Genomic DNA, 24,508 nt, shown 5'->3' on the forward strand with positions numbered 1-24,508 from the left:
GGTCGGCTCGACGGTGGTCGGCTCGACGGTGGTCGGCTCGACGGTGGTCGGCTCGGCCTTCGCCGCCGGACCGTCGACACCGGCTGCGGGGCCGCTGCCCTGCTTGGGCGTCGGCCGCCACACGCTCCGGCCCGTCGGCTTGGTTTCGGCGCGCTGAGGCTCGGCCGGTTGGGACTTGGCCGGCGTGGGTTCTGCCGCCCTCTCCTGCTTCGGCGCGGGCGGCCCGGCCGACGCCGGCTGCTTCCCCGGCGGCGCCGCCGCGTCGAGCGCCACCTGCACGCTCGGTACCTCCGGCATGATGTCGAGCCGTCCCCGCCGCTCCGCCTTCGTGCCGGAGGAAGCGGGCGCCTTCCGGGCGGCACCCGCGGCTCCGGTGCCGCCGTCGTCGGATGCGCCACGCGTGGCGGTCGGCGTACCGCCTCTGTTCGTTCCCTTCTTGGCTGCGGCCTTCTTGGCCGGCTGCGCCCGCTTGGCTGCGGGCTTGGCCGGTACGGCCTTGGCCGGGCTGCTCGTGGGCTTCTTGACCGGGGCCGTCGCCGGTGTGGCGGGGCCGCGCCTGCCGGGTGCGGCGACCACGGCCTTGGCGGGACGCTTGGCCGGCGCGACCGGTGTGCTCAGCGAGCCGCGAGTGGGCGGCGGCGCTGCGGGCGGGTGGGCCGCCTCCTCGCGCCGGAGCCGAGCCTGGCGCGCGGCCGTCGCGGCGGCCCGGTCGTCCGCGACCAGCCGGTTCAGGTCTGCGGGCACGTCCACGACCGGTGACGTCGGCTCGCCCACGGCGCTGCGGTACCGCTCGGCGTCGCGCGCGTCGCGGCGGCGGGCGACGGCGTCGGTGACCCGGCCGGCGAGAGCGGTGCGGTCCTTGCTCGACAGGCCCGCGGCGAAGGAGTCGAGCACCTCGTGCAGGACGCGGTCGCGTTCGGCCTCCAGCAAGAGGTCCCGCTGCTCGAGGTAGGCCACGAGCACCTTGCCTGCGCGCGACAGGCGGTCGGTGCCGCTGTCCAGTCCGTCCCGGGCCGCCGCCACCTCGCCGGTGGCCCGCACCAGCTCCCCGCGCACCCGGTGGAGCTGAGCCTCCACCTCGTCGCGGACGTCCCGGACGACGCCCTCGGCGACCGCCTTGGCGCCCTGGACGACCTCGAAGGTGCGCGTCGGCCACTCCGACCGGAAGCCGGCCACGGTCTCCTGCAGCGACTCGCTCGCCTCGGTGAGCTCGGCCAGCTCCCCGGTCGCCAGACCCGTCGCCGCGAGCGTCTTGCCCACGCTGTCGTCCAGAGCCGTGAGCCGGTCGACCACGTCGGCAGCGCGCTCGTCGACCGTCGTGTCGAGAACCGTCAGCCGGTCCACCAGCGAGGCGACCTGCTCGGCGCTGCGGGTCACCAGCTCCTTGCGCAGGTCGCGGGCGGCCTCGACGACGTCGTCACGCACGACGTCCAGCAGCTCCTCGAGCTCCGCGCGCTGCGCGCGCACGAGGTCAGCCAGCGCCAGCAGCCGCTCCCCGGCCTCGCGGGTGCTGTCCTTGCTCCCGGTGACGGTCCCGCCGAGCTGGTCGATCCGGCCGCTGAAGCCCTCCAGGCCGCCGTCGACCGTGGTCCCGAGCGCTTCGACCCGCTCCTCGACGGCGGTACGGAGCACGTCGAAGCGCTCGCCCATCCCCGCCAGCTGCTCGTCCGCGCGGGCGACCAGGTCGGTCCGCAGCGCCTCCGTCGAGCCGGCGACCGCCTCGCGCAGCTCGTCGAGCGTGCGACGCGTCTCCTCCGTGAGCGCCGACAGCGCGGCCAGCCGCTCACCGGAGGCCTGCGTCGCCGTTGCCGCCCCGGTGACCTCGGCGGCCAGTGCGCCCAGCCGGCCGGCCACGTCGCCGTACTGCTCGTCGATGTGCCCCAGCAGCTCCTGCCGCAGCGCGCGGGTGATCTCGGCCACCTCGCTGCGCGTCTCGTTCATCGCGCCGCGCAGGACCTCGGTGGCATCCCTGGTCGTGGCGAGGATGCTGTCGCGCAGCTCCTCGACCGTCGTCAGCACGTCGTTGCGCAGGGCGCGCAGCGAGTCGCTCGTGGCGTTACCCGCCACCGCCAGCTCCTCGACCCGTGGGGTGAGGGTGCCGATCTCGGTGGCGACGTCGCTGCGCAGGACCGTCATCGCGTTCGTCACCTGGGCGCGGACCGCCTCGATCCTGTCCTCGACCGACGTCCGGAGCCCGGCCAGCCGGCCGGCCGCGACGTCGTCGCGGGTGAGGAGTTCCGTCCGTAGCGCGGCGAGCGTCCCGGACAGCTGCTCCGCGAGGGTCTCCACCTGGACGCGACCGTCTTCACGCCCCGCCGAGACGGCTGTGGAGACCGAATCCCCCAGCTCGGCCATCGACCGGTCGAACCGGGACGCGAGACCGTCGAGCGTGTCCCGGACCGAGGCCTCGAGTTCCGTGACGGCCGTGCGGTTCTGGGCTGCCTCACCGCGGACCGCCTCGAGGGCGCCGAGAACGTCCCGGCGCAGCTCGTCGTTGCGCACCCGCAGCACGTCCGACAACCGGTCGAAAAGCGTCGTCTCGAGCTCGGACAGTCGTGTCTCGGTCACGTCCCGGAGCCGACCGACCAGCAGCTCGGCAGAGTCGCGCCCCTCGTCAGCGATGCGCCGGTCGAGGTCGCGCACCCCCGTCGCCAGGGCCTCCAGCCGCTCGGTGGTGGTGCTCGCGCCTTCGCGTGCGAGGGCCTCGAGCCGCTCGCTCAGCCCGTCGAGGGTGTCCTCGAGGACGGCCAGCCGGGCCTCGAGCGCGCCCCGGGCCTCCTCGAGGGCGGTCCGGCCGGCAGCAGCGGTCTCGGCACCCCGGGCCAGCCCCGAGGTGACGGTGTCGTGGATCTGCTCCGCGACCCCGTCCACCCGCTCGCCCACGGCAGCGAACAGCCGGTCGGTCAGCTCGTCGATGCGCTGGCCGGTGCGGGCGGGTACCTGCTCGAGCCCTTCACGAAGCTCGCGGGACAGGCTCGGCAGGCCGTTGCGGATGTCGTCGACGCGGCCGCCGACGCCGTCGAGGCGGGCGGCGAGCTCGGCGACTCTCCGCACGAGGGTGCCGGTTTCGCTGCGGCTCGCCGCAACCGACCCGGTCAGCCGGCCACCCAGCCCGTCCAGGTCGCTCCGGACAGCTCCCGTCTCCGAACGCAACGATCCGAGTTCGGCTCGTACAGAACCGATCTCGGCGCGCAACGCACCCACGAGCGCAGCGACCGCGGCGCCCTCGCCGTCCGGCTCGTCGCTGGAGGCCGCCGCCAACTGCTCGATCCGGCGCGTCAGCGCGTCGGGGTAATCAGCGGTGCTCACGACTCCACTCCCAGGCTCGATGTGTGCGCAGCGTAGTGGTGGAAGGCATTCTCGCGGGTCAGACAAGCGGAAGAACGACCCGCTCCGTGCGGGCGGCGTCGTGCCGCTCCCGCGGCACGTCCTGGTAGGTCGTCGTGCGCTGGCGTGGTGTCCGCCCCGCGGCGATGGCCAGCGCGTCGAGGTCCGCCACCGATCTGCGGGAGCCGTAGGAGGAGCCGGCCATGCGGCTGATCGTCTCCTCCATCAGGGTTCCGCCCAGGTCGTCGACGCCCCCGGCGAGCACGGCGCGGCACTGCTCCGGGCCGAGCTTCACCCAGGAGCACTGCACGTGGTCGATCCGCCCGTGCAGCAGCAGCCGCGCCACCGCGTGCACCGCCCGGTTGTCCCGGACGGTGGGGCCCGGCCGGGCGACACCGGCGAGGTAGAGGGGCGCCGAGGTGTGCACGAACGGCAAGGGGACGAACTCGGTGAAACCACCGCTCTCGCCCTGCATCCGGGCGAGCAGATGGAGGTGCGCCACCCAGTGGTGCGGCTGGTCGACGTGGCCGTACATCATCGTGCTCGTCGTCGGGATGCCCAGCCGGTGCGCGGTGGTCACCACCTCGACCCACTGCGCGGTCGGCAGCTTGCCCTTGGTCAGCACCCAGCGCACGTCGTCGTCGAGGATCTCCGCCGCCGTGCCAGGCAGGCTGTCCACGCCGGCATCCCTTGCTGCACAGAGGAAGTCCCGGATCGACAGCGACATCCGGGCCGCGCCGTTGACGACCTCCATCGGGCTGTAGGCGTGCAGGTGCAGGCCGGGCGCCGCTGCCTTCACCGCACGCGCGAGATCCAGGTAGGCCGACCCCGGCAGCCGAGGGTCGATGCCGCCCTGCATGCAGACCTCCGTCGCCCCCGCGTCCCACCCCTCCACCGCACGCTGCGCCACCTCCTCCAGCGACAGCGAGTAGGCATCGGCATCGGTGCGCCGCTGCGCGAACGCGCAGAAGCGGCAGCCGGTGTAGCAGACATTGGTGAAGTTGATGTTCCGGTTCACCACGTAGGTGACGTCGTCGCCCACCGTGTCCCGGCGCACGTCGTCGGCCAGCGCGCAGACGGCCTCCAGATCGGCGCCCGCGGCGGTGACGAGCGCGAGTGCCTGCTGCGAGGTGAGGCCGGCCGGCCGGTCCCGCGCGACGCGGAGGGCCGCGGCCACGTCGCTGTCGAGCCGCGGGACCTGCGCCGGGACGGCCTGCCGTACGGCGTCCCAGTTGCCGTAGACGTCGTCGAAGTCGGTGCGCCGGTCCGCGGAACGCCCTGTGGTGTCGACGGTCGCGTGCAGGTCGGTGCGCCCGGTCGAGGCCGGGCCACCGTCCGGCTCCTGCCAGCACAGGCCCTCGGGCAGCACGTCGTTCGCCAGGCCGTCCGGACCGGACAGGGCGGCCACGTGGGCGGCGAGGCGGGGATCGAGCCACGGCTCGGCGAGATAGGACGGGTGGGCGGCCAGCCGCTCCCGCAGCACGAATCCGTTGTCGGCGGCCAGCTGCGAGAGCGCCTCGATCTGCGGCCACGGCCGCTCCGGATTGACGTGGTCGGGTGTGAGCGGGCTGATGCCGCCCCAGTCGTCGACCCCGGCCCGCAGCAGCAGCGCCGTCCCGTCCGGGTCGACGAGGTTCGGCGGCGCCTGCACCCGCATCCGCGGACCCATGAGGATCCGGGTGACGGCGACGGCGGCCAGGTGCTCTTCCAGGTCCGCATCCGGAGTCGCCCTCATGGCGGTGTCGTCCTTGGCGCGGAAGTTCTGGACGATCACCTCCTGGACGTGACCGTGCCGGCGATGTGCGGCGCGGATCGCGAGGACGGTCTCGGCCCGGTCCCGGTAGGACTCGCCGATCCCGACGAGAAGGCCGGTGGTGAAGGGGACGGCATGCCGGCCCGCATCCTCCAGGACACGCAGCCGGGTCGCCGGGACCTTGTCCGGGCTGCCGGCGTGGGCGGGGAGCTCGGCGGTCGTCTCGAGCATCATGCCCATCGACGGGGCCACCGGCTTGAGCCGCTGCAGCTCGGGCCACGTCAGGACGCCGGGGTTGAGGTGCGGCAGCAGGCCGGTCTCCTCCAGGACCGCGATCGCGCAGGCCCGCAGGTAGGCGAGGGTGCTGTCGTAGCCGGCTGCCTCGAGCCAGTCCCCTGCGGCCTGCCAGCGGTCCTCGGGACGGTCGCCGAGGGTGAACAGTGCCTCCTTGCAGCCCAGCGCCGCACCGGCCCGGGCGAGGTGCACGACCTCGTCGAGGCTGAGGAACGGTGCCGGCAGCCGGCCGGGCACGGTCGCGAAGGTGCAGTAGTGACAGCGGTCGCGGCACAGCCGGGTGAGGGGGATGAAGACCTTGCGGGAGTAGGTGATGACGCCCGGCCGGCCGGCGTCGACCAGGCCGGCGTCGCGGACGCCTCCCGCGACCTCGAGCAGCCGCTCCAGGGCCTCCCCGCGGGCCGCCATGAGCACCGTCGCCTCGGCGACGTCGACGGCCTTGCCGTCCCGGGCCCGCGCAAGTGCGCGACGCATGCGCGAGTCCATGGGTCGACCTTACGTACGACCCGGCTGTCCGGACGAACGGGCGGCCCGAGGCTCCGCCCTGTCCCCGGCACCGTGCAGGCAGACTGGCGGCCATGCCCCACGACCACACCGACATCGCCGTCTCCACCGTCGCGGGCCTGCTCGCCGACCGGGCCGGCCGCGACGGCGGGACCTACCGCGGATGAGGATCGTCGCCCTCGCCGGCGGCATCGGCGGCGCGCGCTTCCTGCGCGGCCTGCAGGCCGCCGAACCGGACGCGGAGCTCACCGTCGTCGTCAACACCGGCGACGACATCACCCTCTACGGGCTGCGGATCTGCCCCGACCTCGACACCGTGATGTACACCCTCGGCGGCGGCATCGACCAGGAGCGCGGCTGGGGCCGGCAGGACGAGAGCTTCCGTGCCAAGGACGAGCTCGAGGCGTACGGCGTGCCGACCGCGTGGTTCGGGCTCGGCGACCGGGACCTGGCCACCCACCTCGTCCGGCGGCAGATGCTCGACGCCGGCTACCCGCTCTCGCAGGTGACGCAGGCGCTGTGCGCACGGTGGCAGCCGCGGGCGACGCTGCTGCCGATGAGCGACGACCGCGTCGAGACGCACGTCCGGGTGCAGCTCGACGGCGGGGACCGCGTGATCCACTTCCAGGAGTGGTGGGTCAGGCACCGCGCGGCCCTCCCGGCCACGGCCATCGTGGCGGTCGGCGCGGAGCAGGCCGCGCCGGGTCCCGGCGTGCTCGAGGCGATCGCCGCGGCCGACGTCGTCGTGCTCCCGCCCAGCAACCCGGTCGTCAGCATCGGCACCGTGCTGCAGGTCCCCGGTGTCCGCGATGCGCTCCGGACCAGGACCGTCGTCGGCGTCTCGCCGGTCATCGGCGGTGCGCCTGTACGGGGCATGGCCGACGCATGCCTGGCCGCGATCGGTGTCCGCACCAGCGCCGAGGCGGTGGGCTGCCACTACGGCGACCGGTCGCAGGGCGGCCTGCTCGACGGCTGGCTGGTCGACACCGCGGACGCCGGCGCGAGCGTGCCCGGCGTGCAGGTGCGCGCCGTACCGCTGCTGATGACCGACCTCGACGCGACCGCTGCCATGGCCCGCGCGGCGCTGGACCTGGCTGGTGGCTAGCTACCAGGTCCTCGGCGTCGAGGGGCTGCCGGAGGTGCGGCCCGGGGACGACGTGGCGGCGCTGCTGGCTGCAGCCGTCGACCTGCAGGACGACGACGTCGTCGTGGTCACCAGCAAGCTGCTCAGCAAGGCCGAGGGGCGCCTCGTCCGGGTGCCGGCCGGTGCGGACCGGGAGGCCGTCCGGCTGGACGCGGTGCAGCAGGAAACGGTCCGGGAGGTGGCCCGGCGCGGCACCACCGTGATCGCGGAGAACCGCAACGGCCTGGTGCTCGCGGCCGCCGGCGTCGACGCCAGCAACGTGCGTCAGGACGAGATCGCCCTGCTGCCGGTCGATCCCGACGTCAGCGCGCGCAGACTCAGAGACCGGCTGCGGGAGCTCACCGGCCGTGCGGTGGCCGTCGTCGTCTCCGACACGATGGGCCGCGCCTGGCGGACCGGCCAGGTCGACCAGGCCATCGGGGCCGCCGGGTTGGCACCGGTCCACGACGCCCGCGGCACGACCGACTCCTACGGCGAGGTGCTGCAGGTCACCGAGATCGCCGTCGCCGATGAGCTGGCGGCCGCCGCGGAACTGGTGAAGGGCAAGGCCGACGGCGTGCCGGTCGCGGTGGTCCGCGGCCTGGTGCTGCCGGACGACGGACGTGGTGCGGCGGCACTGGTCAGGCCCGCGCACGAGGACTGGTTCCGGCTGGGGACGGTGGAGGCGCAGCGGGCGACGGTCGCACTGCGGCGCACCGTCCGCGACTTCGCCGACCACCCGGTGGAGCGCGAAGCCGTCCTGCGCGCGGTCGCGGCAGCCGTCACCGCACCCGCGCCGCACCACGCGACGCCGTGGCGGTTCGTGCTGGTCGAGCAGCGCCGGGACGCGCTGCTGGACGCGATGGCCGCGCAGTGGGAGCGCGACCTGCACGCGGACGGCTTCCCCACCGACGCCGTCACCCGCCGGCTGCGACGTGGGGACGTGCTGCGGGAGGCGCCGTACCTCGTCGTGCCGTGCCTGGTCCGGACCGGCGCGCACGACTACCCCGACGAGCGCCGGGCCCGCGCGGAGGAGCGCATGTTCCTGCTGTCCATGGGAGCCGCCGTCGAGAACCTGCTGGTCCAGCTGGCCGCCGAGGGCCTGGGCAGCGCGTGGGTCGGCAGCACGCTGTTCTGCCCGGACGTGGTGCGCGAGACCCTCGACCTCGAGCCGGCCTGGGAGCCGGCCGGCGCCGTCGCCGTCGGGCACGCCGCCGGACCGGCGGCGCAGCGGCCACCCCGCGACCCCGGCGACTACGTCGTCGTGCGCTGAGCCTCCGGCTCGGACCAGCCCAGCTCCACCAGCCGCTTGCGCAGCTGCATGCCGGCCACCGCCTTGGCCTCGGCCAGGTCCAGCAGCGTGCGGGCTTCAGCACCCACCTGCGACGCCTGGTCGAAGGCCTCCGCCGCCTCCAGGTAGCCCGTCATCGCCCGGCGGAGAGGGACGTCGTCGAAAGACTTCTGCGGCATGCGCGGATCCTCTCAGGTGGGGCAGTCAGGGCGCGAGTCTGCCGCCATGGTCGGTGCCGCTATGGTCCGTTCCCGGAGCCGGACGAGGGAGCACAGGCGTGGACAAGGTCGCCGGCAGCGCCGCCGAGGCCGTCGCGGACGTGCCGAGCGGCTCGTCCCTCGCCGTCGGCGGCTTCGGTCTGTGCGGCATCCCCACCGCCCTCATCGAGGCGCTGCTGGCCGCCGGGGTGGACCGGTTGGAGACGGTGAGCAACAACTGTGGCGTGGACCAGTGGGGCCTGGGGATGTTGCTGGCTGCCAAGCGGATCCGGCGCACGACCGGCTCCTACGTAGGGGAGAACGAGGAGTTCGAGCGGCAGTTCCTGGCCGGTGAGCTCGAGGTCGAGCTGGTCCCGCAGGGGACGCTGGCCGAGCGGTTGCGCGCCGGTGGCGCCGGCATCCCGGCGTTCTTCACCCCGGCCGGCGTGGGAACGCAGGTGGCCGAAGGCGGCCTGCCGCTGCGCTACGACGGTGCGGGCGGCATCGCGCTGGCCAGCGAGCCCAAGGAGGTACGTGAGTTCGACGGAGTCCCGTACGTCCTGGAGCGCGCGATCCGCACCGACTTCGCGCTGGTGCACGCGCGCTACGGCGACCGGCACGGCAACCTGGTCTACGAGAAGGCGGCGCAGAACTTCAATCCGCTCTGCGCGGCGGCCGGCCGGATCACGATCGCCGAGGTCGAGGAGCTGCTCGAGCCCGGGGAGATCGACCCGATGGCGGTGCACACGCCGGGCATCTTCGTGCAGCGCGTGGTCCACCATGCCGACGTCGAGAAGCGGATCGAGAAGCGGACGGTACGCGCGACCCGCGAGCCCGTCGTGCTGGCCGGCGGCGGCGACGAGCTGTCGACGGAGAAGGTGGCCTGATGGCGCTCAGCCGCGCCGAGCTGGCCGCCCGGGTGGCACAGGAGCTGACCGACGGCTGCTACGTCAACCTCGGGACCGGCCTGCCGACCCTGGTGCCGAACCACCTACCGGTCGGCGTCCACGTCGTCCTGCAGTCCGAGAACGGTGTGCTGGGGGTCGGGCCGTATCCGGCCGAGTGGGCCGTTGATCCCGACCTGATCAACGCCGGCAAGGAGACGGTGACGGTCCTGCCCGGAGCCTCGTACTTCGACTCCGCCACCTCCTTCTCGATGATCCGCGGCGGCCATGTCGACGTGGCGGTGCTCGGAGCGATGCAGGTCTCGCAGCGCGGCGACCTGGCGAACTGGATGATCCCGGGAAAGAGCGTCACGGGGATGGCCGGCGCGATGGACCTGGTCCACGGCGCCAAGCGGGTCCTGGTGATGATGGAGCACACCGCCGAGGGCGGCGGCCACAAGATCGTGCGCGAGTGCTCGCTGCCGCTGACCGGGCTGCGCTGCGTGCAGCGCATTCTCACCGATCTCGCCGTGATCGATGTCGAACCGCTCGGGCTGGTGCTCCGGGAGACCGCGCCGGGTGTGAGCGTCGACGACGTGCGGGCCGCCACCGAACCGGAGCTGGTGATCGCGCTGTAGCCCTGCCGCGCACGAGACCAAGATCTTCGGAACATCCACAGGGCCAGAATCCTGTGGATGTTCCGAAGATCTTGCTTCGGGCTCAGGCCAGCTCGGGCGCGACCTCGACCACCCGCGCGTGCAGCTCCTTGACCCGCTGGGCGTCCGCGGCCGGCATGACCAGCGTCGCACTCGGTGTGTGCACCACGACCAGTCCCTCGCAGCCCACCAGCGTCACCAGGTGGTCCGGCTCGGAGGAGGCGACGACATTGCCGCGCGAGGCGTGCAGCACCGCCCGTGCGGCGCCGACCATGTTGCCGTCCTCGTCCGCCCCGACCGCCTGGCCGTAGGCCGGCCAGGACCCGACGTCGAGCCAGCGGGCAGCCAGCGGGAGCGCGGCGACGGTGAAGTCCGGCGCGGTCGACGCGGGCTCCAGCACGCCGTAGTCGATGGAGAGCTTGGCCAGCGACGGCCACGCGTCGCGGGCCAGGTCGTCCCACGCGGACGTGCCGTAGGCCAGACCCATCTCGCGCAGCACCGGCGCGGACTGCGGGACGAAGGCGTCCACCGCGCGCAGCAGCGTGGCCGCCTGCCAGACGAACATCCCGCTGTTCCAGAGGTACCGGGACGGGCCGGCGGCCAGGAAGTCCGACGCCACCGACAGGGTCGGCTTCTCCCTGAAGCACGACACGACGTGGCCGCCGTCGGCCAGCGGATCACCCAGCTCGAGATAACCGAAGCCGGTCGCCGCGGAGTCCGGCACGACACCGAAGGTCACGAGCGCGTCGGCGCGGGCCTCGGCCAGCGCGAAGGCGGCATCGAGGGTGGCCGCGAAGGAGTCCAGCGGCTCGATGAGGTGATCGGCGGTCAGCACCGCGACGACCGCGGAGGGATCCGCCGCTGCGATCACCGCGCAGCCCAGGGCGACGGCCGGCAGGGTGTCGCGGCCGGACGGCTCGACGACCAGCCGGTCGGCCTGCAGCCCCTCGACCTGCGAGACCGCCGCCCGCAGCTGCTCCCCCGCGCCGAGCCACACCCGGGACGGCGGCACCACGGAGGTCGCGCGCCGGACGGCGATGTCGAGCAGCGACCGGCCCTGCAGCAGCGGCACGAGCTGCTTGGGCAGCGCCGCGGTGGAGTACGGCCAGAGCCGGGTGCCGGAGCCGCCGGCCAGGATCAGGGCGTGCCTCACGACTCCTCCAGCACGTCGGCCGAGCGGGTCGGCGCCGCACCCTCGCCCAGCGACCGCACCCGCGCCGCCAGCAGGTAGCGCAGCAGCAGCCCCGCCCCCAGCAGCACCCGCACCGGCGCCCAGCGGGGACCGGAGTACTGCCGTGCCAGGTAGCGGTAGAGCGCCCGGTGGTGCTCGCGCAGCATCGGCCCGGCGACCCGCGAGGTCGCGTGCCCACCCTGGTGGGTGATGACGGCCTCCGGCACGTAGACGCTCGCCCAGCCGGCCTCGCCGAGCCGGCGGCACAGGTCCATGTCCTCGCAGTACATGAAGTACGAGGGATCGAAGCCGGCCACGGCTTCGAAGGCCTCGCGGCGCAGCAGCATGCAGGAGCCGGACAGCCAGCCCGTCGGCCCCTCGACCGGGGAACCGGCCTCGGCCCGGTAGGAGCGGGTCCACGGGTTGGTCGGCCACATCCAGCCGAACACCGCATGGCCGATGCCGCGACCGAGGGAGGGGAAGGCCCGGGCGGAGGGGTAGAGCCGGCCGTCGGGGGTGCGGATCGCCGGGCCGAGGCAGCCGGCGCGGGGCCAGCGTCCCGCCGCCTCGAGCAGCGCGTCCAGCGCGCCGGGGGACCACTGGATGTCGGGGTTCGCGACGACCAGCCACTCCCCGTCGAAGCCGGAGGCACCCAGGTTGGCGGCCCGCCCGTAGCCGACATTCCCGCCGGTCGGCAGCAGCCGCACCCCGGGCCCCACCGCGGCCTGCGGCACGCCGTCGGTGCTGCCGTTGTCGGCGAGCACCACGTCGTACGGGCCGGTGGTCGCCGTGGCGAGGGAGCGCAGGAAGGGGGCGAGCGACTCGCCCGGGGAGTAGGTGACGACCACCAGGCGGAGGGGCGCCCCGCTCACCGGAGGAACAGGCTCACGACTCGCAGGAGCAGGCTCACGACTCGAGTGCGCGGACGTATGCCGCCATGTGCGCCTCGGCGCTGGCCGTCCAGGTGAACTCCAGCGATCTCGCGTGTCCGGCCACCCCGAGCCGCTTCCGCCGCTCGGGGTCGCGGAGCAGCGCGTCCAGGGCGGCGGCGATCGCGGCGGGGTCCGGCTCGGTGTAGGCCACCGCGTCCCCGCCGACCTCGGGCAGCGAGAGCCGGTCGGTGGTGAGCACGGCTGCGCCACAGGCCATCGCCTCGAGCACCGGCAGACCGAAACCCTCGCCGTGGCTGGGATAGGCGACCAGCAGCGCGCCACCGAGGAACCCGGGCAGGTCGCTGAAGCGCAGGTAACCCGGGCGCAGCACCCGCAGGTGGGAGGGCACCTCGGCGATGGTGCCGTCGATCGTGTCGTCCCAGCCCGATCCGCCGGCCAGCACGAGCGCCGGCGGGAACTCGCGCCCCTCGCAGGCCCGCACCCAGCCGCGGATCAGCCCCGGAACGTTCTTGCGCGGCTCGAGCATGCCCAGAAAAGCGATGTAGGAGTGACCGGCCAGTCCCAGCCGTGCCTGCACACGGCTCTTCTCGGCGTCCGTAGGCACCCGGAAGGTCTGCTGGTCCACCCCGTGGTAGGCCACCTCGATCCTGGTCGCGTCCGCGTCCAGCACCCGGACGAGCTCGTCGCGGGTGGCCTTGCTCGGGGTGACGACGCGGGCTGCGCGGCGCAGCGCGGTGCGGGTGGCCGACCGGAAGAAGGTGCCCTTGACGGTGCTGTGCATGGCGGGCTCGGTGAAGAACGTCACGTCGTGGACGGTGACGACGACCGGCCGGCCCGAGCGCAGCGGCATCGTGTAGTGCGGCGCGTGGACGACCTGGGCGGAGACCTGTTGGGCGACCATCGGCAGGCCGGTCTGCTCCCAGGCCAGCCGGGCCGGTCGGTGCGCGATGGCGGCCGGGCCGGGCACCACGATCGCGGCGGGCGCCATCCGGCTGTAGCGCTCGGCGTCCGAGCGCTGGCAGACCAGCGCCAGGTCGGCCCCGCCGGCGGCGAGCGCCGAGATGAGGCCGTCGACGTAGCGGCCGACGCCGCCGCGGTCTGCCGGGACGGCAGTGGCGTCGATCAGGACGCGGGGACCGCTCGGTCCTGTGCTGCCGGCGGTCACGCGTCGGCTCCTCTCGTGAGGATGGTCGGATGGCGCGGGCGAGCCTACGCCGATCGGCGCGGCGCGAGGCCGCGCAGCGCCGACCACAGCGACCCGGCTGCGGCGTCCCAGGAGTACGCGAGGGCGCGCGCCCGTCCCTGCTGCGCCATCCGCGCGCGCAGTCCGGCGTCCCCGGACACCTCCCGGAGCGTGACGGCCAGCGCGGCCGGCTCGAGCCGGCTGACCCGAGCGGCACCGCCACCCACCTCCACCAGCGCGGGGGCGTCGCTGGTCACCACCGGTGTCCCGGCGGCCATCGCCTCGAGCAACGGCAGCCCGAAGCCCTCCGCGCGGCTCGGCACGACCAGCGCGACCGCCCGGTCGAGCACGACCGCGAGATCCGCGTCCGGCAGCCGGCCGAGCACCCGTACCCGGTCCGGGGTCAGCCCGGCAGCCGCGGCCAACGCTGCCGGGTCGAGCCCGCCCCAGCCCGGCTGGCCGACGCAGAGCAGCGGCAGCGCGGGGGCAGCCGGGTCGGCGAGCGCCGCGAGCAGCAGGTCCAGCCCCTTGCGTGGCTCGAGGGTGGCGACGGTGAGCAGGTAGGAGTCGGGCAGCCCCAGCCGGAGCGCCCGGGCCGCGGCGTCCGCGGGCAGCGCGAGGTCTGCGCTGACGCCCTCACCGACCACGAGAAGCTCACGCAGCCCCACGTGCCGGCGCAGCTCGTCGGCGACGGCCCGCGTCGGCACCACCACGAGAGCTGCCTCGCGGCCGGCCCGCTCGACCTGCGCGCGGTGCCAGGCGCCCCCCCGCGGGGTGAGCGTCTCCGGATGGGTCCACGGCACCGCGTCGTGCACCACGACCACGCACGGCGCTCCACCTCCGGGCGGGAACAGCGGCGTGGGGGCGAGCACGACCTCCGCCCGCACCCGCGGGCCGAGCCCGTGCTCCCACGCGGCGACCAGCCCGCGCCGCGGCAGCGGCAACCGCACCGGGCCGCGTACGCCGTCGATGCGGGCGGCTGTGGTGGAGCGGTGCCAGGCGACGACACCGGTCAGCTCGTCGTCGGGGCCGGCGCTGCGGGCGAGCGCCGCGGCGACCTCGCGGCTGTAGCGGCCGGTCCCGCCGGGCACCGGCGCCAGGCACTGCTCGAGGACGACGGCGAGCCTCATCCGACGTACCGCGGCCCCGACCCCTTGAAGACCGGCCGGCGGCGCTCGGCCGTACCCGTGACCGTCACGTCGGTGACCAGCTGCGGCCCGTACCGGCCGGTGCCGGACACGGCCTGCAGGGCCAGCCGGTAGCTGCCCGCGGCCCTGCCCTTCGCCGACAGCGGGATCCGCCACTCGCCGATCTCGCCGGGATGCACCGCGCTGGTGCCCGGACGGTTCGCGTTCAGCGAGAGGGCGGGCGGGCGGCTCGGGGACGCCCACGCGGAGGTGGCGAGGGCGTACGGCGCGTCGCCGGCGGTGCCCAGCCGCTCGCTGCCGACCGGCCAGGCCGCGCCGCCCAGGTTGCGCAGCCGCACGACGAGGGTGGTCGTGCCGGTGTCGCCGCTGTCCAGGGTGAGGCTCCCGGGCGGCCCGGCGTGCAGCATGGCCAGGCGCGGCACGGCCGGGTCCACCCGGACGACGTTGAGGGTGCGGGCCGCACCCTCGAGCCAGCCGAAGCCGGACCAGAGCGGCTCGAAGCCCTCGGCGGTGATGCCCACCGGGCGGCCGGCGCCGTGCAGGGGGACGTCGAAGGTGCCGGACTCCCCCGGAGCCACCGCGCCGCTGCCGGAACGGAGCCGGACCGCCCGGCTCGGGCTGAGCCAGCCCGGGCCGGCTGCCGTGCTGGCCCGGTTGCGCGGCAGAGAGGTGCCGAGCAGCACCGGTGAGGAGTCGCCGGCCGGCCAGGCGACGTTGCCGGTGTCGGTGAGCTGCACGCGGACCGTGGTCGAGCCCGTCCGCGGCACGACGACGGTCCGGCCGTCGGGGAAGACCGGGGACGGGCCGCCGGTCGTCGCCGGACCGGCGCCCGGAGCGGCCACCGGCAGCGCCGCGTAGGCCGCGGTCAGCACCGCGTCCTGCACGGGGATGCTCCAGGCGACGGTCGCCCCGAAGACCGGGCCGTCGCCGATGCGCAGCCGGTAGGCCCGACCGTGCGTGCCGGCCGCCACACCTGCCGCGTCGAGGCGGACGGCGAAGTCCGCCGTCTCCCCCGGCTCGACCGTCGTCGCTCCCGGCCGGGTGGCGTTGCGGACGTAGCCACCCGGGCGGGTGGAGCCGCCGGCCAGCGGGTCGGCCTCGCCCGGCGGCGAGGCCACGGCCAGGTGCAGCCCGTCCACCGGCCAGGCCGTCGCCCCGGTGTTGCGCAGGCCGGTGGTCAGCGTCCCGGTGGAGACGCCGGGCGGCCGCACCAGGATCGGCGCCGACGACTGCGCGGTCACCGAACTCCCGGTCTCGGCCACCACCACGCGCCACCAGGAGGACTTGAGGCCGTCGCTGTTGGCCGGCCAGGTCCGCGCGTTGTAGACGCCGGCGCCGGTGGTGCTGACCGACGTGGCCGCGCCGGTGCTGCTGACGCCCTCGAGCGTGACCTTGGTGACCCGGCCGCCCCACGCGCCGTTGCCGTCGCGGGCGGTCACCCGGATCCGCTTCAGCGTGCCGACCGCCGGGAAGCGGCGTTCGAGGTCGGTCGCGTGCAGCGAGGCCTTCCAGGCGTGCACCGAGTTGGGGACCGCGCCGTCCCAGTCGTCGCGCTGGGCCCGCAGGTAGGGGAAGTCGCCGGTCGTCGACCAGCCGCCGTTCGAGCTGCTGAACTCCGCGAAGATCGGCGTGCCGCCGTACGTCCGGACGACGCCCGCGGTGGCCCGTACGGCCTCGCTCGTCGACGCCGGCTCGAGCTCGGTGGTGCCGCCGGCCGTGTGGAGCCGGCTGCCGCCGAAGACCTGGCACTGCGTGGTGTCACAGATGTCCCAGTGGCCGGCGCCGGCGACGCGCGCGCGCTTGTTGGCCGAGTAGGAACGGGCGGCGATCGACTGGGCCTGGAGTGCAGCCGGCTTCCAGGAGGAGGGCGCCTCACGAGGGACCACCCCCAGCAGGTAGTCCTCCAGGGGCAGGACCACCACGCTGGCCAGCGTGGTGGTCGCCGTCTGCACCGCCTGCACGGCGCCGCGGTAGTCGCGGCTGGTGCCGTTCGGGAAGTCGACGCGTACGAAGGTCGGGCCGCCGAAGCGGATCGGCCCGCGGTGCGTGGTGCCGCCACCGAGGGTGTACGGCGACCAGGTCGATCCGGTCAGCGACTGCACGTGCAGGCCGGCGCTGTCGACGGTCACGCGCCAGCGGCTCGGTCCGTCGGGCAGCTCCTGCGCGGTTCCGGTGGAGACGTCGGTGACCGTCAGGCCGCCGGCCGGGTGGACCTGCAGGTCCCGGCCCTCGTCGCCCTGCAGCAGGACCCGGATCGGCGCGGGCGCGAGCACGCTGCGCGTGGTGCCCGGGTAGTAGGTGCTGACGATCGTCTCGGCGGAGACCCCCTGGCTCGCGGCGCCCTGGGCACCCCACTGACTCATGCCGCGGCCGTGCCCCCACCCGTGGCCCTCGATCGCGAAGACGCCGTCGGCCGGCCGCTCGGCGACCTCCTCGGCGGCAGCGGGCGCCGCCGTGCCGACGACCAGCACCGAGCCGGCGAGCAGGCCGGCCAGGGCGGTCCAGGCGTACCGCCGCCGGGAGGCGGAGGGAAGGGCGGAAGCGCGGCGCATCGGGTCGTCTCCGGAGTCGGTGCCGTACCTGTCAGTCGTCGGCGTACCTGTCAGTCGTCGGCAGCCCTGTCAGTCGTCGGCAGCCTTCCCCAGCTGCTGAACGGGGATCACAGTAGTCACTACAGCCCCACCCGGGCCAGGCTGCTTCCGCGACCGCGGTGTGAGCCCGGCCCCGGCCGCTCCCCAGAGCAGGTCGCCGAGGGTCATCAGCACCCGGCTCAGGACGGCGACCGCCAGCGCCGCGGGCCGGTCCAGCACCGGAGCCAGCCCGGCGACGAGCGCGACCTCGCGCACGCCGGCACCGGCCGGCGCCACGACGAACAGGAACCCGGCCGTCCAGGCGAGCGCGTAGGCGCCGAGGCTGAGCAGCAGCAGGTCCGCGCGGCCCTGGGTGTCCTGGGGCCGGACCAGCAGCCACAGGTGCACGCCGTACGCCGCCCACATGACCAGCGCCCAGCCGGTCGCGGCACCGACGCCCCGACGCGACAGGGGCCGCTCGAGCGGGTCGCGGCGCAGGACGCGCAGCAGCAGATCGACCAGCCGGGAGAGCACCGGCGGGTGCAGCACGAGCAGGGCGAGCGGCAGCACGAGCAGCACCCAGGCGAAGTCGCGCAGCGCGTCGGGGCTGGTCAGCGGCAGGGCGAGCGCCGCCGTGAGCAGGCCGGCCGCGACCAGCACCCCCATGAACAGCAGGCTCGCCGTCCCGACGCGGCTGCGGGGGGCGCCCTGGGAGCGGCCCAGCTCCATCTGCGCGGCGATCGCGAACACACTGCCCGGGACGTACTTGCCGAGTTGGCCGAGGAAGAAGACATGCAGCGCCGGCCGCAGCGGCAGGCTCGTGCCGAGGTCGGCCAGCAGGGCGCGCCACACCATGGCGCTGGCGAGCAGCCCCAGGAGGGCGGCGGCGAGGGAGGCCAGGGCGCTGGCGATGCCGACGTCGCGGACCGCGGCGAGTGCCTCGCTCCCGTTGTCGCGCAGGGCCAGGACCAGCAGCAGCAGTGCCAGGGCCAGGAAGCCGGTCCGGACGGCGCGGCCGAGCCAGGCGGGCGGTCTCACCAGGTCAGGTTAGGCGGCGCTAGCCTCGCCACATGACTGCAGCGCCCGAGACGCCCGGTGTGGTGATCGGCAACCACACCAAGAAGTACACGGCCAAGAACCCGGCGATCAAGTGGCTCACCGAGCGCTTCGTCGCCCGGCTCGACACGATGGTGGGACACATCGCCGCCGATGCCCGGGCGGCCACCAACCCGCTCGAGGTGGGCGCCGGTGAGGGTGTGATCAGCCTGAAGATGAAGGAACGCTTCGGCACCTGCGTCGGGCTGGACCTGCCCGACGCCGGGCTGCGCCAGGAGTGGCGCTCGCGTCCCGGCCCGCACTACCTGCACGGCGACGCCGAGCGGCTGCCGTTCCGGGACGAGCAGTTCGACCTGGTGGTGTGCGTCGAGGTGCTCGAGCACCTGCAGGACCCCGACGCCGGGCTGCGCGAGCTGGCCCGGGTGACCTCCCGGCACCTGCTGCTGTCGGTCCCGCACGAGCCGTTCTTCCGCGGCTCCAACCTGTTGACCGGGCGCTACGTCAAGGACCTGGGCAACACCCCCGGCCACCTCAACCACTGGACCGGCGCCGGCTTCCAGCGTTTCGTCTCGCAGTGCGCGACGGTCCGCGAGGTGGCCTCGCCCTACCCCTGGACCATCGTCTGGGCCACCAAGGTCTGACGGGCGGCGGGGTCGGCGTCGGTAGCATCGGCCGTTCCCGAGTGATGAGGTCGAGCTGTGCGTCTTGTGGTCCAGGTCCCCTGCCTGAACGAGGAGGAGACCCTCCCCGCTGTCCTGTCGACGATTCCGACGTCGATCCCCGGGATCGACGATATCCTCGTGCTGATCATCGATGACGGCTCCACCGACCGCACCGTCGAGGTCGCGCAGGAGCACGGTGTCACGCACTTCGTACGGCACGCCCGCAACCGCGGCCTCGGGCGCTCCTTCCACGACGGCGTGCAGCGCGCGCTCGAGCTGGGCGCCGACATCGTCGTCAACACCGACGGCGACAACCAGTACCCGCAGGAGCGCATCACCGACCTGGTGCAGCCGATCCTTGCCGGCCGGGCCGACATCGTCATCGCCGACCGGCAGGTCGACCTGGTCGAGCACTTCTCCGGCCCGAAGAAGGTGCTGCAGAAGCTCGGCAGCCGGATCGTCAACAAGGCCGCCGGCACCGAGCTGCCGGACGCGGCCAGCGGCTTTCGCGCCTACTCGCGCGACTCGCTGATGCTGCTGAACACGATCACACGGTTCAGCTACTGCATGGAGACGATCATCCAGGCCGGCAACAAGAAGCTGGCGATCGAGAGCGTCGCGGTCACGACCAATCCGAAGACGCGCGAGTCGCGGCTGTTCAACAACACCTACGAGCACGTCCTGAAGTCGGCCGGCGCGATCATGCGCGCCTATGTCATGTACAAGCCGTACGTCATCTTCAGCTTCTTCGCCGCGCTGCTCGGCGTGCTCGGCCTCATCCCGTTCGTGCGCTACGGGATCCTCAAGGCGATCGGCGACGAGGGCAACCACCTGCAGTCCCTGCTGGTCGGCACGATCCTGCTGGTGATGAGCTTCATGAGCGTCATCGTCGGGATCCTCGGCGACCTGCTTCGGACCAACCGGGCGCTCATCGAGGACCAGCTCGAGCACACCAAGAAGATGCGGTTCGGACAGCTCGACCCGAGCAGCCCGGCGCCGGTCGCCGTGGCCGAACGCCCCGTCACCGGGTCCACGCGCCGGGTGCCGGGCCGGAAAGCACCGGCGACCCGCCGGGTGGGCTGACGCCCGTGGCGGGCAGCGACTACCACACCTACAAGCGCGCGATGACGTCGCTGCACGGCGCTCGGGAGACCAGCGCGCGGGCCTTCTACAGCGGCCTGCGGCACCGCAGGCGGCGCATCTGGATCGGCTCGAAGACGGTGCTGGACGGCGCGGAGCGCATCGCCGTCCGGGAGGGTGGCGCGCTCCGGATCGGCCTCGGCTCCTTCGGGCTGTCCAGCAGGCACGACACCTCGATCGTGCGGGTGCGGGCGGGCGCGTCCCTGCACTGCGAGGGGATCGTGTCGCTGCAGCGCGGGGTGCGTGTGGTCGTCGACGGCGGCCGGCTGACGATCGGCCACGGCACGAATGTCAACGGCGTCGGTACGAAGATCCTGTGCGCGCAGGGCATCACCATCGGGGAGTTCTGCACGTTCTCGTGGGACGTGCAGCTGCTCGACAACGACTTCCACGCGATCACGGTCGACGGGGTCGAGCAGCCGTCGGCCGCCCCGATCACCATCGGCGACCGGGTCTGGGTGGGCACCCGGGCGGTCGTGCTCAAGGGCGTCACCATCGGCGACGGCGCGGTCGTCGCCGCGGGGGCCGTCGTGACCAGGGACGTCCCCGCGGGCGCGGTCGTCGGCGGGCTGCCCGCGAAGGTGATCGGCCGCGCCGACAGCTGGAGCTAGCGCAGACCTAGCGCTTGCGTCCTGCTGGGCCCCGCCCACAGGGCTCCTCTGAGCAGGACGCAAGGAAGGGTGCCCAGCGCTTGCGTCCTGCTGGGCCCCGCCTACAGGGCTCCGCTGAGCAGGACGCAAGGGAAGGGGTCCTCCCTACGCGGACGCCAGGCCGAGCTCGACGCGGCGCTCGCGGGGCTGCACGTCGTACCAGGCGCTGACGCCGCCGGTGACCTCGTCCGGGGCGCGGCCGAGCACCTGCTCGACGACCCGCGCGACCGCCTCCGCACCCGCCACGTCCGCAACCAGGACCGACTCGGCTCCCAGCCGCTCCATCTCGAGCAGCAGCGCCGCCACGACCTGCGGCTCGACCTCGCCCAGCCGACCCGAGGGCGCCTGCCCGACGACCCGCTCCCAGGCGGTGACGCCGCCGGTGAAGGTGCCGGAGCCGTCCTCCCTGGGCGTGATGACATAGCCGCCGACGGAGCGGTAGCGGTAGCCCGCCTGCACCTGCCAGAGCATCGGCGCGCTCTGCGGGAACCGCGGCACGGGATAGGTCAGCGCCAGCGAGCCCTCCGGGACCCGCTTGACCGCGCCCGTCGTGAAGTAGGCCGGCGGGTCCGCGCGCTGGTAGGAGTACGGCCAGTCCGGCAGCAGCGGCAGCACGCACAGCGCCACCACCGGCAGCGTGACCGCGGGCCGCAGCCGGCCGCTCGCGTGCAGCCGGTCCAGCCCGACGGCCAGGACCAGCGCCGCGCACAGCACGACGTACAGGCTGAAGCGAACGGCCGCCATGTTGTGCAGCACCGGCAGGTGCGCGACCACGGCGTACGGCATCGGCACCGACGTCGGGGTGCCGGCGACGTGCAACCGCTCGCCCAGCGACAGCACCCATGCGACGACGCCGAGGACGGCCGCGAAGCGGACCACGGCGACCGACCGGAGGCGCCAGGCCAGCGAGACGAGCACGACCAGCAGCGGTAGCCCGAGGTAGCTGCCGTTCTCGCTGTCGTTGCCGCCCCAGGTGAGGGTCGCGTCGGTGCCGAGCAGCTGGTGGACCGTCGGGACCACGATGCCGAGCAGGTCGGCGGCGTACGGCGAGGCGTCCTGCACCGGCTCGGTCACCCGCCGCGGGCCGAAGAACTGCACCCACAGCGGCCAGGCCGCCAGCGCCGTGAGCAGCCCGGCGGCGGTGCCCAGACCCACCGCGGCGTGCCGCAGCCGGCCCCGCGTCAGGTGCCGGCGCTGCTGCACCGCGAGCACGACCGTGCCGGCGACCGACACGACGAGGGTGGAGGCCAGCACCTCCAGCGTGGTCATCAGCTGCGCGAAGGCGACCAGGGCGAGCAGTCCGCCGGCCACGACGGCGCGCAGCCGCTGCCGCAGGTAGATCTCGTACGCCAGCAGCAGCACCAGCGGCGGCAGCAGGACCAGGGACAGGTTGAGGTGGCCGGTGCCCTGCGCGACGAGATAGGGCGAGAAGCCGTAGAGCAGGCCGGCCGCGAACCGCGCCCACGGCCACGGCGCGAACCGCCCGGCGACCCACCACATCGAGGTGGCCGAGCCGGCGAAGGCGAGCACGGCGAGCAGCGTGTGGGAGGCGAGGACGCCGGCGGTCAGCGTCACCGGCGCGGCCAGCAGCCCGGGCAGCGGCAGCAGCGTGTTCCACATCAGGTTGACCCCCTCAGGGGCCACCAGGTGCCGGCTGAACCACGGCGACATCCCCTGCGAGACGGCGTACGGGGTCCAGCCGAGGTACCAGTCGGTCTGCGGCGCGTCCTCGCAGGCGCACTGCGTCATGGTGCTCAACGAGCGGAAGGCGGGCAGGTGGCCGAGCACCGCGAGGGCCAGGTAGGTCAGCGGTGCGAGCAGGCGGGAGGTCACGTCCCGCGGACGTGCCACACCGAGACGTGCACCGGGATCTCCCGGGCCTCGTCCGGGCGTTCGAGATCGCTCTCCTCCCACATCGGGAGGGTCGTCTCGAGATCCAGTACCGGCTCGACGGAGGCCGGGTCGATGCCGTCGGGCAGCTCGCCGTTGTCGGCAACGACGAACAGCGGCCGGTCGGGGAAGCGTTCGGCCGTGCGCTGGAGCACCGTCCGGCGGGCGTTCCCGTCCGCCTTCATCGCCGCGTTGCCCGCGAGCAGGCCGGACAGCTGGCCGTGCTGCAGCCACACCGGCGTGGCGAACAGCCGGGTGGGCCCGGCGCAGCAGCCCTGGTCGAGCTCCCAGAGGTAGATGCCGTCACGGTCACCCGACAGCGCGGCGATCTGCCCGCTGATCTCGAACGAGCCCCGCCACTCGTCGTGGGCTCGCAGCGGCAGCGACTGCGACAGGAAGAAGGTCGTCAGGCCGACGAGGGCCAGCACCGCCGGCACCGCTGTGACCAGCTTTCCGCGGAAGCGCCAGACGACGAAGAAGGCGATCGCCAGCGCGATCAGGATCACGATGCCCGGCAGCACCGTCGGGACGTAGCGCCGGGTCCACCACAGCAGCCGGGTCGAGTTCTTGGCCGTGTAGCCGTAGACGGCGAACAGCAGAAGCGTCGGCAGCACGACGGTCCAGGCGGCGGCACTCCATCGGCGCAGCGCGGCGACGGCGAGGCCGGCCAGCATCAGCGCGAAGCCGGGCAGGCTGAAGAACCAGGTGAGCCGCGCCAGGATCTGCTCGTCGTACGACCGGATCTGCCGGCCGTTGTAGTCGAGGAAGTCCTCCCCGAAGAGCCGCGGCCGCAGGTAGCCCAGCACCATCAGCACCGCGGCGCCGGCCAGCACGAGCAGGCCGAGGACCAGCTGCACCCGGCGCTGGGTCAGCGAGTCGGCCACCCGGTGCAGGGGCAGCAGTCGGAGCAGCAGCGCGAGACCGAAGCAGGCGACGGTCACGGCGGCGACCTGCCACAGCGGCGGGATGTCGTTGGCGTTGGAGTAGTTCAGGCCCAGGTCGTACGCCTGCACGAGCGCATGCGGCGCGACCACCCCCAGACCGGCGGCGAACCAGGTCGCCCGCGTGTCCCACCGGCGGGTCGCGAGCAACGCGGCGCCGAGCCCGACCGAGAGCAGCACGAGCAGCAGGCCGTCGGCGCGGTTGAGCCAGCCGACGCCGACCAGCAGACCGGCGAAGCCGGCAGCCGGACGCCACCCCGTCTGCAGCGCGACCACGATGCCGAGCAGGGCGCCGAGGTAGAGCGCCTGGGCGAAGACCTCCGTGGTCGGATAGCGCGACTGCCAGACCTGCAGCATGTTGGTGGCGAGCAGCACCCCGGCCGCCCCCGCAGCGACCAGACCCCCTGTCGCGCCGAGCAACCGATCACCCACGCGGCGGACGAGCGCGACCAGGGCGAGCACCGACAGCACCCCGGCCAGGGGCACCGTGGCGAGCAGCCCCGCCTGGCCGGCGACGGCGTACGAGGTCGCCAGCAGGGCCGGCCACAGGTGGTAGAACTGCGGAACGATCGTGCCGGTCGAGGCCTCCCGCACCCAGATGCCCGGAAACCGCGCTCCCGGCGAGGTGAGCTGGACCGGGAAGGTCGGGTCGTCGGCCGCGGCGGCCAGCAGCGGGTCGACGAAGGAGTAGTCGCCGTTCTGCGCGATCGCGACGGCGTGCGAGACGTAACCGCCGGGATCCTTGTCGGCCACGCCGTAGGAGAAGCCGGGGAAGGTCAGCCAGGCGGCGAGGACGGCACAGCCGAGGGCCACCGCGACCCCCGGCAGGTCGCGACGGAGCGCGGGCTGCGTGCGCCGGGCCGGGTCAAGGCGCCGGGCCGGATCAGGTCGACGGGCCCGGTCGTTGCGGCGGGCGAGCGGGGCAGCCGCCGCTGCGACCACCGCCAGGACGACCAGCGACACCGCAGCGACCGCCGGGACGGAGTGCGCCCCCACGTGCGCCAGCACCAGCGAGGCCCAGGCCACGACGGCGACGACCAGCAGCGCACCACCCGCCAGCAGGTCCAGCCAGGTGAGCCTCACCCGCTCGACGGGGACGGCGGGACCTTCGTGCAGCGCGCGCGAGGTGGCAGCACCCTCCACCGTCGAGGTCATCCGGCGAGCCTACGTGGGCC

Annotated in this window: 17 protein-coding genes and 1 pseudogene; 7 read left to right on the forward strand and 11 right to left on the reverse strand. The window is 74.1% G+C overall.

Annotated elements, in window-relative coordinates:
• A partial coding sequence (locus WD794_03130; GenBank protein MEX2289302.1) for a hypothetical protein occupies positions 1-3,309 on the reverse strand: 3,309 nt, incomplete at its 3' end.
• A gap of 58 nt (positions 3,310-3,367) precedes the next feature.
• Positions 3,368-5,860: a bifunctional FO biosynthesis protein CofGH gene (locus WD794_03135; GenBank protein ID MEX2289303.1), complete on the reverse strand. Its 2,493-nt coding sequence runs from the start codon at positions 5,858-5,860 to the stop codon at positions 3,368-3,370.
• Positions 5,861-6,041: 181 nt separating this feature from the next.
• On the opposite strand from WD794_03135, the gene cofD reads away from it, so the two are divergent.
• Together cofD and WD794_03145 are read left to right on the forward strand one after the other, a co-directional pair.
• A complete protein-coding gene (gene cofD, locus WD794_03140) occupies positions 6,042-6,983 on the forward strand; it encodes a 2-phospho-L-lactate transferase (protein ID MEX2289304.1) in 942 nt (313 codons plus the stop codon).
• A complete protein-coding gene (locus tag WD794_03145) occupies positions 6,976-8,274 on the forward strand; it encodes a coenzyme F420-0:L-glutamate ligase (protein MEX2289305.1) in 1,299 nt (432 codons plus the stop codon). The genes cofD and WD794_03145 overlap by 8 nt, the downstream gene beginning before the upstream one ends.
• Here the strand turns inward: WD794_03145 and WD794_03150 are convergent.
• Positions 8,256-8,471, reverse strand: coding sequence for a hypothetical protein (locus tag WD794_03150; protein ID MEX2289306.1), 216 nt, complete (start codon positions 8,469-8,471; stop codon positions 8,256-8,258). The genes WD794_03145 and WD794_03150 overlap by 19 nt on opposite strands.
• A 98-nt stretch (positions 8,472-8,569) precedes the next feature.
• Here WD794_03150 and WD794_03155 point away from each other — a divergent pair.
• Both WD794_03155 and WD794_03160 read left to right on the forward strand, forming a co-directional pair.
• Positions 8,570-9,310: pseudogene (locus tag WD794_03155) on the forward strand (CoA transferase subunit A).
• Between the two features lie 65 nt (positions 9,311-9,375).
• Positions 9,376-10,011 carry a CoA transferase subunit B gene (locus WD794_03160; protein MEX2289307.1) on the forward strand — a complete coding sequence of 212 codons (636 nt, stop codon included), beginning with the start codon at positions 9,376-9,378 and terminating at the stop codon, positions 10,009-10,011.
• A gap of 82 nt (positions 10,012-10,093) precedes the next feature.
• Here the strand turns inward: WD794_03160 and WD794_03165 are convergent, their stop codons facing one another.
• The 6 genes from WD794_03165 to WD794_03190 all read right to left on the reverse strand — a co-directional run bounded on the left by WD794_03165 (position 10,094) and on the right by WD794_03190 (position 18,032).
• Entirely contained in the window at positions 10,094-11,182 is a 1,089-nt protein-coding gene (locus WD794_03165; GenBank protein MEX2289308.1) for a mannose-1-phosphate guanylyltransferase, read from the reverse strand.
• A complete protein-coding gene (locus tag WD794_03170) occupies positions 11,179-12,072 on the reverse strand; it encodes a glycosyltransferase family 2 protein (protein MEX2289309.1) in 894 nt (297 codons plus the stop codon). Before WD794_03170 ends, WD794_03165 begins: the two co-directional genes overlap by 4 nt.
• Positions 12,073-12,106: 34 nt before the next feature.
• Entirely contained in the window at positions 12,107-13,258 is a 1,152-nt protein-coding gene (locus WD794_03175) for a glycosyltransferase family 1 protein (protein MEX2289310.1), read from the reverse strand.
• Positions 13,259-13,302: 44 nt separating this feature from the next.
• Entirely contained in the window at positions 13,303-14,406 is a 1,104-nt protein-coding gene (locus WD794_03180) for a glycosyltransferase family 1 protein (GenBank protein MEX2289311.1), read from the reverse strand.
• Positions 14,403-16,976, reverse strand: coding sequence for a SpoIID/LytB domain-containing protein (locus WD794_03185; protein MEX2289312.1), 2,574 nt, complete (start codon positions 16,974-16,976; stop codon positions 14,403-14,405). Before WD794_03185 ends, WD794_03180 begins: the two co-directional genes overlap by 4 nt.
• A gap of 69 nt (positions 16,977-17,045) precedes the next feature.
• Positions 17,046-18,032: a lysylphosphatidylglycerol synthase domain-containing protein gene (locus tag WD794_03190; GenBank protein MEX2289313.1), complete on the reverse strand. Its 987-nt coding sequence runs from the start codon at positions 18,030-18,032 to the stop codon at positions 17,046-17,048.
• A gap of 32 nt (positions 18,033-18,064) precedes the next feature.
• Here WD794_03190 and WD794_03195 point away from each other — a divergent pair, with 32 nt between their 5' ends.
• Genes WD794_03195 through WD794_03205 form a run of 3 tightly spaced genes read left to right on the forward strand, consistent with a single transcriptional unit; the run spans position 18,065 to position 20,463 of the window.
• Complete coding sequence (locus WD794_03195) at positions 18,065-18,691, forward strand: class I SAM-dependent methyltransferase (protein ID MEX2289314.1); 627 nt, start codon at positions 18,065-18,067, stop codon at positions 18,689-18,691.
• 57 nt (positions 18,692-18,748) lie between these two features.
• Positions 18,749-19,795 carry a glycosyltransferase family 2 protein gene (locus WD794_03200; protein MEX2289315.1) on the forward strand — a complete coding sequence of 349 codons (1,047 nt, stop codon included), beginning with the start codon at positions 18,749-18,751 and terminating at the stop codon, positions 19,793-19,795.
• Between the two features lie 5 nt (positions 19,796-19,800).
• The gene (locus WD794_03205) at positions 19,801-20,463 is read left to right on the forward strand and encodes an acyltransferase (GenBank protein MEX2289316.1); all 663 of its coding nucleotides are present in this window, start codon (positions 19,801-19,803) and stop codon (positions 20,461-20,463) included.
• A 144-nt stretch (positions 20,464-20,607) separates the two neighbouring features.
• On the opposite strand, the gene WD794_03210 is transcribed toward WD794_03205, so the two are convergent.
• Positions 20,608-22,335 carry a hypothetical protein gene (locus tag WD794_03210; GenBank protein MEX2289317.1) on the reverse strand — a complete coding sequence of 576 codons (1,728 nt, stop codon included), beginning with the start codon at positions 22,333-22,335 and terminating at the stop codon, positions 20,608-20,610.
• Positions 22,332-24,488, reverse strand: coding sequence for a hypothetical protein (locus WD794_03215; GenBank protein MEX2289318.1), 2,157 nt, complete (start codon positions 24,486-24,488; stop codon positions 22,332-22,334). The genes WD794_03210 and WD794_03215 overlap by 4 nt, the downstream gene beginning before the upstream one ends.
• Positions 24,489-24,508 lie beyond the last annotated feature (20 nt).

The organism is Mycobacteriales bacterium (assembly GCA_040902655.1).
In the GTDB taxonomy this organism is placed as follows: domain Bacteria; phylum Actinomycetota; class Actinomycetes; order Mycobacteriales; family SCTD01; genus SCTD01.